This window comes from Streptomyces sp. NPDC018026, assembly GCF_044327745.1.
Classification (GTDB): Bacteria; Actinomycetota; Actinomycetes; order Streptomycetales; family Streptomycetaceae; genus Streptomyces; species Streptomyces rubrogriseus.
On sequence record NZ_JBIRFY010000027.1, the window covers coordinates 33984 to 46891 of the forward strand.

16 protein-coding genes are annotated in these 12908 nt (G+C 71.5%); 15 read left to right on the plus strand and 1 reads right to left on the minus strand.

Annotated features, from left to right (window positions below; genetic code table 11):
- Positions 1-3: 3 nt before the first annotated feature.
- Positions 4-612: a ScbR family autoregulator-binding transcription factor gene (locus tag ACH4D3_RS40155; protein WP_398332716.1), complete on the plus strand. Its 609-nt coding sequence runs from the start codon at positions 4-6 to the stop codon at positions 610-612.
- A 29-nt stretch (positions 613-641) separates the two neighbouring features.
- Here the strand turns inward: ACH4D3_RS40155 and ACH4D3_RS40160 are convergent, their stop codons facing one another.
- Positions 642-1247 (minus strand): TetR family transcriptional regulator, encoded by a 606-nt coding sequence (locus ACH4D3_RS40160; protein WP_398332717.1) that lies wholly within the window; start codon positions 1245-1247, stop codon positions 642-644.
- A gap of 404 nt (positions 1248-1651) precedes the next feature.
- Between ACH4D3_RS40160 and ACH4D3_RS40165 the strand changes: the two genes are divergently transcribed.
- The 14 genes from ACH4D3_RS40165 to ACH4D3_RS40230 form a co-directional block, all read left to right on the plus strand.
- A complete protein-coding gene (locus ACH4D3_RS40165) occupies positions 1652-2287 on the plus strand; it encodes an OvmZ protein (protein ID WP_398332718.1) in 636 nt (211 codons plus the stop codon).
- Complete coding sequence (locus ACH4D3_RS40170) at positions 2284-2490, plus strand: hypothetical protein (protein ID WP_398332719.1); 207 nt, start codon at positions 2284-2286, stop codon at positions 2488-2490. The genes ACH4D3_RS40165 and ACH4D3_RS40170 overlap by 4 nt, the downstream gene beginning before the upstream one ends.
- 361 nt (positions 2491-2851) lie before the next feature.
- Complete coding sequence (locus tag ACH4D3_RS40175) at positions 2852-3223, plus strand: dehydrogenase (protein ID WP_398332720.1); 372 nt, start codon at positions 2852-2854, stop codon at positions 3221-3223.
- Positions 3220-3762 (plus strand): nuclear transport factor 2 family protein, encoded by a 543-nt coding sequence (locus tag ACH4D3_RS40180; protein ID WP_398332721.1) that lies wholly within the window; start codon positions 3220-3222, stop codon positions 3760-3762. Before ACH4D3_RS40175 ends, ACH4D3_RS40180 begins: the two co-directional genes overlap by 4 nt.
- A 27-nt stretch (positions 3763-3789) precedes the next feature.
- The gene (locus ACH4D3_RS40185) at positions 3790-4257 is read left to right on the plus strand and encodes an ester cyclase (protein ID WP_398332722.1); all 468 of its coding nucleotides are present in this window, start codon (positions 3790-3792) and stop codon (positions 4255-4257) included.
- A 123-nt stretch (positions 4258-4380) separates the two neighbouring features.
- Entirely contained in the window at positions 4381-4782 is a 402-nt protein-coding gene (locus ACH4D3_RS40190; protein WP_398332723.1) for a nitroreductase family deazaflavin-dependent oxidoreductase, read from the plus strand.
- Positions 4779-5354, plus strand: a complete 576-nt coding sequence (locus tag ACH4D3_RS40195; RefSeq protein ID WP_398332724.1) for an NADPH-dependent FMN reductase — start codon at positions 4779-4781, stop codon at positions 5352-5354. Before ACH4D3_RS40190 ends, ACH4D3_RS40195 begins: the two co-directional genes overlap by 4 nt.
- 109 nt (positions 5355-5463) lie before the next feature.
- Positions 5464-6777 (plus strand): cation:proton antiporter, encoded by a 1314-nt coding sequence (locus ACH4D3_RS40200; protein ID WP_398332725.1) that lies wholly within the window; start codon positions 5464-5466, stop codon positions 6775-6777.
- A gap of 151 nt (positions 6778-6928) precedes the next feature.
- Entirely contained in the window at positions 6929-7588 is a 660-nt protein-coding gene (locus tag ACH4D3_RS40205; RefSeq protein WP_398332726.1) for a hemerythrin domain-containing protein, read from the plus strand.
- A 111-nt stretch (positions 7589-7699) separates the two neighbouring features.
- Positions 7700-9172: an MFS transporter gene (locus tag ACH4D3_RS40210; protein WP_398332727.1), complete on the plus strand. Its 1473-nt coding sequence runs from the start codon at positions 7700-7702 to the stop codon at positions 9170-9172.
- A 137-nt stretch (positions 9173-9309) separates the two neighbouring features.
- On the plus strand, positions 9310-10263 hold the full coding sequence (locus tag ACH4D3_RS40215; RefSeq protein WP_398332728.1) for a MarR family winged helix-turn-helix transcriptional regulator: 954 nt from the start codon (positions 9310-9312) through the stop codon (positions 10261-10263).
- A 182-nt stretch (positions 10264-10445) separates the two neighbouring features.
- Positions 10446-12158, plus strand: a complete 1713-nt coding sequence (locus ACH4D3_RS40220; protein ID WP_398332729.1) for an NAD(P)/FAD-dependent oxidoreductase — start codon at positions 10446-10448, stop codon at positions 12156-12158.
- Positions 12159-12219: 61 nt separating this feature from the next.
- The gene (locus ACH4D3_RS40225; protein ID WP_398332730.1) at positions 12220-12804 is read left to right on the plus strand and encodes a flavin reductase family protein; all 585 of its coding nucleotides are present in this window, start codon (positions 12220-12222) and stop codon (positions 12802-12804) included.
- Position 12805: 1 nt separating this feature from the next.
- Positions 12806-12908, plus strand: a 103-nt coding sequence (locus ACH4D3_RS40230; RefSeq protein WP_133888840.1) for a biotin carboxylase N-terminal domain-containing protein, incomplete at its 3' end; no start/stop codon positions are given.

The window sequence follows — 12908 nt, forward strand, 5'->3', positions numbered from 1 at the left end:
GGCATGGCTCAACAGGAACGCGGCAGGCAGTCGCGACGGTCGATCCTCGAGGCCGCCGCCCACGTCTTCGACGAACGCGGCTACGACGCCGCGAGCACCAACGACATACTCGCCCGCACCGGGCTCACCCGAGGCTCCCTCTACCACCACTTCCCCTCCAAGGAAGCCATCGCCGTGGCCCTGGTCCAGGCCCACGGCGAAGCCCTGGACGTACCGGACGGGCCGGTGCGGCTGCAGTCGGTGATCGACCTGACCCTGGAGTTCGCCCGCCGCCTCCAGCACGACCCGGTGCTGCGCGCCGGCGTGCGTCTGACCACCGAGCAGACCTCCTTCCGCCGCCCTCCGCAGACCGCCTACGAGCAGTCCCTGGAGGCGATCGAGAAGCTGCTGCGGGAAGCGAGCGAACAGAACGAACTCCTGCCGGGCGTCGACGTGGACGAGGCGGCGTCGACGATCGTCGGCTGCTTCACCGGCCTGCAGATCATGTCCCAGGCGTACACCGGCCGGGAGGACCTGGGCGAGCGCGTCGGCTCCTTCTGGCGCTTCTTCCTGCCCGGACTCGCCACCGCCGGCCTGATCGGACGGCTCCGCACCGCGGCCCCCGCCTCCTGACCCCGCTCACGCACGACGTGCGAACGTTGTCACGGCAGGTGGCGGTGGCCGCCGTCCGCCTGGGGGAACAGCGGGCGCATCAGGGCCCACAGGCGCCGGGAGGTGCCGCCCTCCCACCACGTGGGGTCCGACCGGCCCAGCGTCTCCAGGCCGGCCGCCACGACCACGGCCAGGTCCGCAAGGTCGGCCAGGTCGGCCAGGTCCTCGGGCGGTGCGCCGTGCCGCCGGCCGGCCGCCTCGTGCGCGGCGGCCACCCGGTCGCGGAGCAGCGACATCAGGTGGTCGCGCAGCCTCGGCGGCCCCGCTGAGCCGTCCGGGGCCAGCTCCATGCCGGCCCGGACGATCTTGTCGGTGCCCAGCGCCTCGGTGAGCGCCAGGCAGAAGCGCTCCGGCGCGTCGACGGCCGCACCGGAGAACGCCGTGTCCACGATCTCCTCCAGCCGGCCGCGCGCCTGTTCGTGGACGGCGGCCGCCAGGGTGGCGGTCGAGGAGAAGTGGTGGTAGAGCGCGCCGCGGCTCACTCCGGCCCGGCGGCAGATGTTGACCAGGCCCGCGTCGGCCGGGCGCCCGTCCGCGATCAGCTCCGCCGTGGCCCTGATCAGAGCCTCACGAGTCTGCTCGGACCGAGTCTGCATCAGATCCCACCCGCCTTCTTCGTCCGCACCGGCCTCTCGACCGGCCGCTCCAGTCATCGAAGCATACAAGGAGGTCTGTTTTATTGGACCCCCGCTCACATGCGACACCTTCTCATGACCTTCCTTCGCGCACAGATCCCCCACATACATGCGTGAATTGGCCTGAACCTTCCGTTCCGAAACGAGCGATCACCCCAAAACAGAGTAGACTTGCCTGTATGTTTTCTGGGATCGGCCGCTCGCCGGGACGCCCGGATCTGGGCACTTGGCACGGCGCTGACACGGGGCTGCCCCAACCGCGCATGCTTGATGGAACCCTGCATCGCCGTCGGTAGAAGTGGCCCCGGGAGCCCGGTGAGACTGGATGTCGTCTTGCGAAACTGCCACGGATCGGGGGGATTTCGATGGATGAGCGTGAGAGAGCCACCGAGGAGCACACGAGCAGGGACTGCGCGCAGCGGTGCGGCCGGATCTGCGCCCACTGCCTGGACCGGACCGGCCGTGAACTGCGCAGGCTGCTCGCCCTGCACAAGGAGAGCGAAGAAACCCTGGCCGCCGCGCCCACGACGGCACTGCGGCAGCGGGTGAGCGGCAGTCGCGGCAGCGTCGGCATCGTGCTGGACGAGCGGGTCGTGTCCCTGCGGAGCCGGGTGACCGAGACGCTGTGCCTGTGGGCGCGGCTCGTCCTGGACGAGCGCGGCGACGCCGCCCTGGGCACGAGGGAGCGAGGGCTCGCCCGGCTGGTGCGGTTCCTGGGACAGCAGCTGCCGTGGTTCGCCGACCACCCCGCCGGGGTCGAGTTCACCGAGGAGATCACCGAACTGCTCACGGATCTGGACGAGTTGTTCGGTCCGGGGCCGGTGCGCAGGTTCGCGCTGGGGCCGTGTCCGCGGCCCGAGTGCGAGGGCACCCTCTTCGGCGTCCGGCCGGCGGACCGCGACCGCGACCCCAGCCACGTCTCCTGCGACGCCGGCCACCCGGTGCCACCCCGCCAGTGGCTGCTGCTGGCCGGCCTCGCGGAGCAGGAGCGGGCCGCGTGAGCGGCTTCGCGGAGCGCACCGGCGGGACCGCCCGGCGACGTACGGTGCCCACGGAACTGGCCGCCCTGGCGATGGGCGTCTCCCAGGCCACCATCCGCAAATGGGCCAGCCGCGGAAAGATCACCCGCCACGGCGGCCCCCAGCGCGCGGAGTACGACCTGGAGGAACTGCTGGCCCTGGCCCGTCGCGACCCCCGCGCATGACCCGGGCCCCGCAGGGGCCACCGCCCGACCGACTGCTCCATCGAGGACCGATCCGTGCGGGGATCGGGTCCACCACCGCCCCCGCGGCCCACACCCGGCCGCGGGGGCGGTTCGTTTGCGTCAACTGCCTTATGAATAAGGGTAGTTGACGGCGCTGACGACAACTGTCACACTTTCTGCGGCGCCCCCATGCCCGGACGCCGCCACTTCTTCGGCGGCGGTTTCCACGGGCGGCGCCTGTCGCGGCAGGCTCTCCGCAGCCCCGCGTTCCGCACCTTCCAGGAGATCCGCGGCGAGTCGGCAGCACCGACCCGCCGCGGATCTCCTTTTTCTGCCGCCCCCATTCGAGGAAGTGTGGTCGATGCCTGTTTCTACCTGGACCCCCGTCGGACGCTGGACGGGTACGGTCACGCACGACGACGAGGTGGACGAGTACACGGTCGCCTTCGCCGCGGACGGTTCGCTCTCGGTCACGACACGCAAGAGCACCGGCTACGGCGAGTGGACCGCCGTCGGCGACGAGACCCTGGAGTTCTCCCTGCGCGAGGACTTCAACGTCGACGTCACCCAGATCAGCCCGAACGGCCACCACGCCGCGTACATACGGATCGACATCACGGCGCGCCTCACCGGGGACACGCTCGCCGGTGAGGGCAAGGCCGTCGTGCACGGCCCCGACGACGCCGTGATCTACGCGACGGGCGCCCGGACCGAAGCGCGCAGGGTGTCATGACCCCGGTGCAGGCCGCGGTCCCCGCCGCCCTGGCCGCCGAGGTGGCCCGGCTGTCCGACGTCACGGCGCTCAAGGACCTCGCCGACCGCTATCTGGCCAGCCTCGACGCGGGCACCTTCGACGCCGCGTGGGCCGGCTCGCTGTTCACCGACGACGTGGAGATGACGTTCCCGGTCGGCAGCCACCGGGGCAGCCGGGGCGTCGACGGCTTCACCGCCCGGATCATGGCGCGCTGGGGCCGTACGCACCACCACGGCTCCGAGAGCACGGTCGAGGTCGACGGCGACCGTGCCGAAGTGGGCTGGAGCCTGATCGCCTCCCATGTGCACCACGGCTCGCCGCTGCCGCCGGACGCCTCCGAGTACTTCCAGCTCGGCGGCCGTTTCGCCGGTACGGCCCGGCGTACGCCGGACGGCTGGCGCTTCGACCGGCTACGGCTGCGCATCGTGTGGACCACCGGAGCCGTGCCCGCCGGTGTCACCCGGGTCGACGCGCGGACGCTCGACACCCGCGGCGGCCGCGACACCCCCGCCCAGTAGTCCCAACCCAGCGAAGGAGAACCCGCCATGCCCACCACGCTCACCCCGGACCAGCAGAGGGAACTCATCGAGAAGGTCTTCCACGAGGGCCTCGACCTCGGCGACCTCTCGGCCGCCGACCGCTACCTGACCGCGGACTTCCGCAACCACGGCAGCCACGACGACTCCATGCGCGGACCGGAGGCGTTCAAGCACACCATCCGGATCCAGCAGTCCGCCTTCAGCGACATCAAGTACGAGATCCTCGACTTCATCGCCATGGGCGACAAGGCCGCCATCCGCTGGGTGATGCACGGCCGGCACACGGGCCCCTTCATCGGGATCCAGCCGACCGGTCTCCAGGTCCAGCACCAGGCGATCATCTGGTTCCGCTTCGAGGGCGACCGGATCGCCGAACGCTGGGGCATCGTCGACAACTTCGCCCTCCAGCGCTTCCTGCAGTCGGGCGGCAAGCCGGCCGGCCCCCTCACCCCGGCCGGCGGCCCCCGCTCCTGACCCGGCCCCACCCCGGCTCCACTCCGGTTCCGGACGCGCGCGCCGTACGGGCGTCGCCGCGTCCGGCGCCGCACCGGACGGCCCCCGGCCCTCCGGCCGCAGAAGACGCACGAGGAGGACGTCATGCCCATCGACCGAAAAGTCGCCCGGTTCAACCGGCGGTTCGCCAACCGGTTCGTCGGCCCCCTGTTCAGCCGCCTGCCGGGCTTCGGGAAGGTCCACCACCGGGGCCGCAGGTCCGGACGGGAGTTCGCCACGCCGGTCAAACTGTTCCGGCGCGGCACGGACATCGTCATCACGCTGCCCTACGGGCCCGGCTCCGACTGGGTCAAGAACGTGCTGGCGGCGGGCGGTTGTGAGATCACCACCCGGGGGCGCCGCATCCGGGTCACCGACCCCGTGGTCTTCACCGACGACGGCAGCACCCGCATGCCGGCCGTGACCCGCCGCATCCTGTCCCGGGTCGAGGCCACCGAGTTCCTCGCACTGACCCCCGTGCCCGCGCCGCTGCCGGCGGACCGGTGACGACCGCGCCGGTCCGGGTCGTGCTCCTCGTCGGCTCGGCCCGCGAAGGACGGCTCGCCCCGGACGTGGCCGACTGGTTCGCCGGCGTGGCCCGGCGGCGCGGGGACCTCGTCCTGGACGTCGTGGACGTGGCCCGCCATCCGCTGCCCTCCGACCTGGCCGCGGACGACCCCGTGGCCGCTGCGCTGCGCCCGCGGCTCGCCGCCGCCGAGGCCTATGCGGTGGTCGTGCCGGAGTACAACCGCAGCATTCCCGGGCCGCTGAAGACGCTGGTCGACAGCTTCCAGACCGAGTGGCGGGCCAAGCCGGTCGGCTTCGTCGGCTACGGGCTCGGCGCGGCGGGCGGCGTGCGCGCGATCGAGCATCTGCGGCAGATCTTCGCCGAGTTCCACTGCGTGGGGATGAAGGACGTCGTCACCTTTCCCCGCGTGCTCGACCACTTCGACGCCGAGGGGCGGTTTCCCGCCGAGCCCGAGCGGTCCGAGGCGGCCGCCAAGCTCATGCTCGACCAGCTGACGTGGTGGGCCGAGGCCCTGCGCGCGGCCAAGGCGGCCCGCCCCTACGGCGCCTGACCCGTGCGGCGCCCGACCCGTGCGGCGACCACCGCGACGCCGCCCGGTGCCCGGTGCCCGCCCGGCCCCGCCCCGCCCCGCCCCGCCCCTCCCTGTCTCAGGAGACGTGATGGCCGCTGCTCCCGTCCCTCTCTCCGACCTCCTCGTCGCCGTTCCGGTGGTGATCCTCGTCAGCCGGGCGGCCGCCCACTTCCTGCGGCGGGCCGGTCAGCCACCGGTGGTGGGGGAGATCCTCGCCGGCATCCTGCTCGGCCCCTCCCTGCTGGGCGTGCTGTGGCCCGAGGGCCAGGCCTGGCTGTTCGGCCCCTCCGTGATCCCGTACCTCGACATGCTCGGCAACGTCGGACTGCTCGTCTTCATGTTCCTCGTCGGGCTGGAACTCGACCTCGGCGCGCTGCGCGGGGACCGCAGGACCGCCCTCGCCGTCTCCCAGGCGGGCACCGCCGTGCCGCTCGTGCTGGGTGCCCTGCTGGCGCTCGGCATGTACGGTCCGCTCGCCCCGGACGGCACCGACCGGCTCTCGTTCGTCCTGTTCATCGGGGTCGCGCTGAGCATCACCGCGTTCCCCGTGCTGGCCCGCATCCTCACCGACCGCGGGCTGTACCGCAGCCGGGTGGGCGCGCTCGCCCTGGCCAGCGCGGCCGTGGGCGACGTGAGCGCGTGGTGCCTGCTGGCCGCCGTGGTGGCGATCGCGAACAGCGGCTCGCCCTTCGACGCCGTCACGACCGCGCTGTACGCGACGGCCTTCGCCTGCTTCCTGTTCTACGTCGTCCGGCCGCTGCTGACCCGGTGGACCACGCGGGCCGAACGGGGCCACTCCGACGCCGTGGTGCTGGTCGTGCTGTTCAGCGGCCTGTGCCTGTCCGGCTACGTCACCGACCTGATCGGCGTGCACGCGCTGTTCGGCGCCTTCCTCTTCGGTGTGATCACCCCGCGCGGCAGCCGGCGGACCGCGACCGCGGCGACACGACTGCGTGCCTTCGCGGTGCCGGTGCTGCTGCCGCTCTTCTTCGTGAGCACCGGCCTGCGGACCGACGTGTCGCTGCTGGGCGGCGGTTCGGCGCTGTGGCTCTGGGCCGGTGCCGTCCTCGCCGTGGCGGGGCTGGGGAAGTGGGGCGGGGCGGCGCTCGCGGCCCGGCTGACCGGCAACGGGTGGCGGGACGCGATGTCCCTCGGCGCGCTGATGAACTGCCGGGGGCTGACCGAGCTGGTGGTGCTGGACATCGGTCTCGGCCTCGGGATCGTCGGCCCCGACCTGTTCACCGTCCTGGTGCTCATGGCCCTGGTGACCACGGCGATGACCACGCCCGCGCTGAGCCTGATCCGCCGGAAGGGGGGCACCCCGGCCGCCTCCGACGGTCCCGGTGCACCTGAATACGCCGACGCGGAGGACCTCGTACTGCAACCGGCCGAACAGCTCTGACCTGCCCTTTCGCCATCAGCGTCACTCTCTTGGCGTACACCCTTGCGACCCTGATGATTGGCGAATTGCTAGTTGGAGTATTGATAGATAAGCAAGTTGACGATACCGTCGCAGTACCGCACGGAGCAGTGAGGCGATGAGGGAGAGAGCCATGACCCAGGACTTCAAGAACCTCGACATGACGATGATGTTCGCGATCCACGACGCCCTGCGGCGCGAGCTGGAGCGCATCGCCCGGATCACCGCCCGGGTCGACGAGGACCCCCGGCACGTACTGAGCACCGCGGTCGGCTGGGAGCTGTTCAAGAAGTTCCTGACCGCCCATCACGTCTCCGAGGACGTCACCGTGTGGCCCCCGATGGAACGCGCGCTGGCCGGCCGTCCGGACGAGCTGGCCCTGCTCGAGGCCATGGAGGCCGAGCACGCGGTGATCGAACCCCTGCTGGCCGACATCGACGCCGCCCTCGCCGACCGGGAGTCCGGGCTGCGCCGCCTGGGCGGTCTGACCGACACCCTCGTCACCCGGCTCGGCGGCCACCTCGACCACGAGGAGCGGGACGCCCTCGCCCTGATGGACCTGACCCTGAGCCAGGAGGAATGGGCCGCCTTCAGCGCCGAGCAGCGCACCCGCATCGGCGACGACGCCACCCGCTACCTGCCCTGGCTGCTGGACGACATCGACGCCGCCAAGGTGGCCACCGTCCTGGGCAGGATGCCCGAGCCGCTGCGCCAGGCCTACGCCACCGAGTGGCGCGCCGCCTACGAGGACCTGGACATCTGGACCCCGAAGGCCGACGCCGCCCTGCGCTGAACCGCGCCCGCCGCTCGCTCCGGGCCCGCCGCTCGCTCCGGGCCCGCCGCGCGCCCTTCCCGCAAGAGACGTCAGAGACATCTGAGACATCAGAGATATCGGAGAGAACTCATGTCGCTGCAAGACCGCACCCAGGCCGTCCCCAAGGCCGCGGCACCGCCACGGCAGGACGGCCGACTCGGCCTCGCGCTGCTGGTCATCGCCGCAGCTCAGCTGATGCTGGTCCTCGACAACACCATCGTCGCCGTCGCGCTGCCGAGCATGCAGAGCGCCCTCGGCCTCAGCGAGTCCGGCCTCGGCTGGGTCGTCACCGCCTACGCGCTGGCGTTCGGCGGCCTGCTGCTGGCCGGCGGCCGCGCCGGTGACCTCTTCGGCCGCCGCCGGGTCTTCCGCATCGGCCTGGTCCTGTTCACCGCGGCCTCCCTGCTCGGCGGCGTGGCCCAGAACGGGGAACTGCTCATCCTGGCCCGGGTGATCCAGGGCGCGGGCGCGGCCATCGCCGCCCCCACGGCCCTGTCGCTGCTGGCCACCACCTTCGAAGCCGGACCCGCCCGCAACAAGGCGCTCGGCGTGTACGGCGCCATGGGCGGCCTCGGCTCGGTCGTCGGCCTGCTGCTCGGCGGCGTGCTCACCGAGTTCCTGAGCTGGCGCTGGGTGATGTTCATCAACATCCCGATCGCCCTGGCCGTACTGCTCGGCACCGGCGTCCTCGTCGAGGGCGACCGGGAGCGCGGCAAGGTCGACGTGCCCGGCGCCTTCGCCGCCACCTTCGGCTTCGGCGCCCTCGTCTTCGGCATCACCCGGGCCGGCGAGGAAGGCCTCGGCGACGGACTCGCCCTGACCGGCCTGGCCGCCGCCCTCGTCCTGCTCGTCGCCTTCGTCGCCATCCAGCGCGGCAGCCGGGCGCCCATGATCCCCCGGGGTCTGCTCGCCGACCGCAGCCGGGTCGGGGCCAACCTGATCATGTTCCTGGTCGGCGCCGGCATGCTCGCCACCTTCTACTTCCTCACCCTCTACATGCAGGTGGTCAAGGGCTACGAGCCGATGGTCACCGGCCTCGCGTACCTGCCCTTCGCGCTCGGCATGGGCATCGCGGCCGGCGGTCTGGGCCCGCAGCTGCTGGCCCGGGTCTCCGAGCGCGCCGTCATCGCCGTGGGCCTGGTCATCGGCATCGCGGGCATGGTCTGGTTCAGCTTCCTGTCCCCCGGCCAGAACCCGATGGCGGCGCTGCTGCCCGCCCAACTGGTCGTCGGCCTCGGCCTCGGCATGGTCTTCGTGACCGTCACCGTCATCAGCGTCCGCGGCGTCGAACCGCAGGCCACCGGCGCCGCCTCCGGCCTGGTCAACACCGCCCAGCAGATCGGTGGAGCCATCGGCCTGGCGGCACTGGCCGCCGCCGCCACGGTGGTCACCGACAACGAGCTGCCGGGCAGCGTGCCCGACGCCCTGACCACCGGATACTCCTACGGCTTCCTGCTCGGCGGCGGCCTGTACCTGCTGGCCCTGGTCGTCGCCCTGGTGACCGCCCCCGCGACCGCCCCCCAGCCGCAGCGCGACACGCAGCACCCCCCGGTCGCGCTGTGACCCTCCGGCGGCCCGCCTTGTCCCCCGGGGCGGGCCGCCGGAGCCCCCTACGACAGGATGTGACAGGGCCGCGGGGCGGCACACGCCACCGGATGCTCCCGGACACCGCCCGTATACTCGGGCAGGAGGTGCTGTTCTTGCGGTATGAACGCGACGCCGGGCGAGGCCCCGTCACACGGACCGAGGAGACCGCGGAAGTCCCCGGAGTACTCCCGGAGGCACTCACCGACTTCGTCGGCTACCTCCTGCGCCGGGTCCACGCCCAGTTCTCCTCGACCGGCACCGGCGGCGACGCGGACTCCCGCGACTTCCTGGTTCTGGACGCGCTCACCGGCCACGACTGGGAGTCCCAGCTCGACCTGGCCGAGCGGCTCGGCATCAACCGCACCATCATGGTGTCGGTCATCGACCGCCTGGAGGAGCACGGCGAGGTCCGGCGCACCCGCAACCCCGACAACCGTCGCCAGTACGTGCTCTCCCTGACGGACCAGGGCCGCCGGGCACTGGACGTCCGGCGGCGCGCCGTGGCCGAGCGGGACGCGCAGCTCACCTCCGTGCTCACCCCCGACGAGACCGCCCGGCTCGACACCCTCCTCGCCCGGCTGCTGCCCGAGTCCGCGCGGCCCCTGGTCCAGGGCACCGAGTACCTGGTGGCCCAGGCCCACTACCGGCTGCGGCGGCTCGGCGACGAGAAGCTCGCCGGCACCGGTCTGCGGGTGCGCCACTACGGCCCGCTGTCCGCCCTGGCCACGTTCGGGCCCTGCGCCCAGCAACGGCTCGCGGAACTGCTGGCGGTCACCGGGCCCGCCGTCTCGCAGCTCGTGGACGAACTGGTCAAGCAGCAGCTGGTGCGCCGGGGCCGCGACCCGCACGACCGGCGCCGCTACGCCCTCGAAGTGACCGACACCGGCCGGGAGAAGCTCGACACCGTGGCGCGGGCCGTGGCCGGCCTGGCGGCGGACGTGACGGAGCTGCTCGGTTCCGGCGGCACCGAGGAATTGCGCACCCTGCTGCTGAAACTCCTTTCCCCCACCCATTCCGGAAGCGCCTTCTCCGATATTTCGGCGCCCTCTTTTCCGGCCGGGGGTTGACCCTCCGGACAAAGGCTGTCACGCTTAACCCAGCGGTTCCCGCATGCCATTGAGAGAGATTTCCCGAAGCCGTTCCAAGGCTCTTCACTCCAGACGGAGTGAGGGGCCTTTTTTCATGCGGTCACACCGCCGTGCCCACCACCGAAACCCGCCGTGCACCGCCCCGACGAAGGAGACAGCTCATGGTCGCGACACGGACCGAAGGCATACCCGAACCGGCCGGCGTCCCCGAGGAGACGGCCTTCGACGTCATCGTCCTGGGCTCGGGGCTGGCCGGCTCCGTGACGGGGGCGATCCTGGCCCGGCACGGCGCGAAGGTCCTGCTGGTCGACGCGGCCGCGCACCCCCGCTTCGCCATCGGCGAGTCCATGACCCCGCAGCTCGTGGAGTGGATCCACATCCTCTCCGAACGGCACGGGATACCCGAGCTGAAGAGCCTCGCCAGCGTCCAGGCCTCCACCCGGGACATCGCCCCGACGTTCGGCACCAAGGCGCACTTCGGGTTCATGAAGCACGAGGTCGGCAGGGAACCCGACCCCCGGCAGGCCACCCAGCTGGCGCTGCCGAAGATCTTCCACCAGAACAGCCACATGTTCCGCCAGGACAGCGACGCATTCATGTTCCACGTGGCGATCAAGTACGGCTGCACCCCCCGCCAGAACTGGCGGGCGAGCGAGGTCGACTTCGACGACGAGGGCGTGACGGTCCTCGGCCGGAGCGCCGCCCCGAACGCCCAGCCCGAGCTGTACCGGGCGAAGTACCTGGTGGACGCCTCCGGGTTCCGCTCGCCGCTCGCCGACAAGCTCGATCTGCGGGAGAAGCCGGCCCGCTTCAAGCACCACTCCCGGTCGATGTTCACCCACTACGTCGGCATCAAGCGGTTCGACGACGTCAGCGGGCACCCGGCCGCGCTGCGCCCGCCGGCCGACTGGCACACCGGAACCATGCACCACCTCATCGAGCGCGGCTGGTTCTGGATCATTCCGTTCGACAATCACGAGAAGTCCCGGAATCCGCTGTGCAGCGTCGCACTGACCATCGACGAGCGCACCTATCCGAAACCCAAGGACCTGTCCCCGGAGCAGGAATTCCAGCTCTTCCTCGACAAATACCCGGCAGTCAAGCGGCAATTCGACGGCGCCACCCGAGTACGGGAATGGGTCTCCACCGACCGGCTGCAGTATTCCTCGAAGCAGACCGTCGGCGACCGCTGGTGCCTGATGTCGCACGCGGCCGGCTTCCTCGACCCGCTGTTCTCCCGCGGGCTGTCCAACACGCTGGAAGTGGTGGACGCGCTGACCTCCCGGCTGGTGACCGCACTCAAGGACGGCGACTTCTCGGCCGAGCGTTTCGAGTACGTCGAGCGGCTGGAGCAGGGGCTGCTCCAGTACAACGACGAGCTCGTGAACAGCTCGTTCATCTCCTTCTCCCACTTCCGGCTGTGGAACGCGGTCTTCCGGATCTGGGGTTCCTTCATCACCCCCGGCACCATGCGGCTGACCCGGGCCCGCCTCAAGCACCTGCGCGACGGCCGTCAGGAGCACTTCGACGAGCTGGAGAACGTCCCCCACCCGGGCCTGTGGTGGCCGCAGAGCGACTCCTTCAAGCAGCTGCTGGAGGCCACGGCCGAGACCTGCGAGAAGTACGAGGCCGGTGCGCTGACCGGTGACGAGGCCGCCGACATCGTCTTCAAGCTGATCGACGAGTCCCCGGTCGTCAACCCGGTCTTCGGCTGGAAGGACGAGAGCCGCCGCTTCATCTACCCCTCGACGCTGACGATGGCCCGCTTCCTGTACTGGGCGTCCGCGCAGGCACCGGCCGAGATGAACAGCGTCGGCCGGGAGTTCCTGCTCGGCATCCTCAAGGCCGGCTCCAAGGTCCGCAAGCTCCTCTGACCCGCGCCGGCCCCTCAGACACCGCCAAGAGCCAAGAGCCAAGAGCCAGGAAGGGATGCCCATGTCCGCAGCAGCGCGGTCGCTGACCCGCGCCCCCGAGCAGCACCGGCCCGTCGATCCCCTGGGCCTGCGCCGCGTGTGCGGCCTGTTCACCACCGGGGTCACCGTGATCACCACCGGATCGGAGGGCGAGGCGGACGGCACGACCGTCAACTCCTTCACCTCGGTCTCCCTGGAGCCCCCGCTCGTCCTGTTCTGCCTGCATCAGCGGTCCCGGCTGCACACCCCGCTGACCGAGAGCGGCGGATTCACCGTCAACTTCCTCTCCGGCCACCAGCAGTCGCTGGCCCGGCACTTCGCCGAGCGGCGGCCGGACATGCTCGCGAACGTCCCGCACCACTGCACCGCGGACGGACTGCCCGTGCTGAGCGAGGCGCTGGCCCACCTGACCTGCACGACGGTCGACGTCCACACGGCCGGCGACCACGACATCGTCGTCGGCGAGGTGGTGGACCTGGGGGCACCGGAGCCGGGCCGGGAACCGCTGATCTTCTTCGACGGATCACTGGGACCGCTGCGGAGGGGCGCCGACCGGTTCCACCACGCGGCCCCGGACGCCCCGGCGGCCGCCCGACAGGCGTCCTGACATGCGGAGGGTGCTCATCGCCAATCGTGGCGAAATCGCTGTCCGCGTGGCCCGGGCGTGCCGGGATGCGGGGATCGCGAGTGTGGCCGTCTACGCGGATCCGG

Coding starts and splice junctions, on each gene's coding strand:
- ACH4D3_RS40155 (WP_398332716.1), top strand. CDS start 4: ATGGCTCAACAGGAACGCGGCAGGCAGTCGCGACGGTCGATCCTCGAG.
- ACH4D3_RS40175 (WP_398332720.1), top strand. CDS start 2,852: ATGCCTGTTTCTACCTGGACCCCCGTCGGACGCTGGACGGGTACGGTC.
- ACH4D3_RS40180 (WP_398332721.1), top strand. CDS start 3,220: ATGACCCCGGTGCAGGCCGCGGTCCCCGCCGCCCTGGCCGCCGAGGTG.
- ACH4D3_RS40165 (WP_398332718.1), top strand. CDS start 1,652: ATGGATGAGCGTGAGAGAGCCACCGAGGAGCACACGAGCAGGGACTGC.
- ACH4D3_RS40220 (WP_398332729.1), top strand. CDS start 10,446: ATGGTCGCGACACGGACCGAAGGCATACCCGAACCGGCCGGCGTCCCC.
- ACH4D3_RS40185 (WP_398332722.1), top strand. CDS start 3,790: ATGCCCACCACGCTCACCCCGGACCAGCAGAGGGAACTCATCGAGAAG.
- ACH4D3_RS40190 (WP_398332723.1), top strand. CDS start 4,381: ATGCCCATCGACCGAAAAGTCGCCCGGTTCAACCGGCGGTTCGCCAAC.
- ACH4D3_RS40160 (WP_398332717.1), bottom strand. CDS start 1,247: ATGCAGACTCGGTCCGAGCAGACTCGTGAGGCTCTGATCAGGGCCACG.
- ACH4D3_RS40225 (WP_398332730.1), top strand. CDS start 12,220: ATGTCCGCAGCAGCGCGGTCGCTGACCCGCGCCCCCGAGCAGCACCGG.
- ACH4D3_RS40205 (WP_398332726.1), top strand. CDS start 6,929: ATGACCCAGGACTTCAAGAACCTCGACATGACGATGATGTTCGCGATC.
- ACH4D3_RS40200 (WP_398332725.1), top strand. CDS start 5,464: ATGGCCGCTGCTCCCGTCCCTCTCTCCGACCTCCTCGTCGCCGTTCCG.
- ACH4D3_RS40210 (WP_398332727.1), top strand. CDS start 7,700: ATGTCGCTGCAAGACCGCACCCAGGCCGTCCCCAAGGCCGCGGCACCG.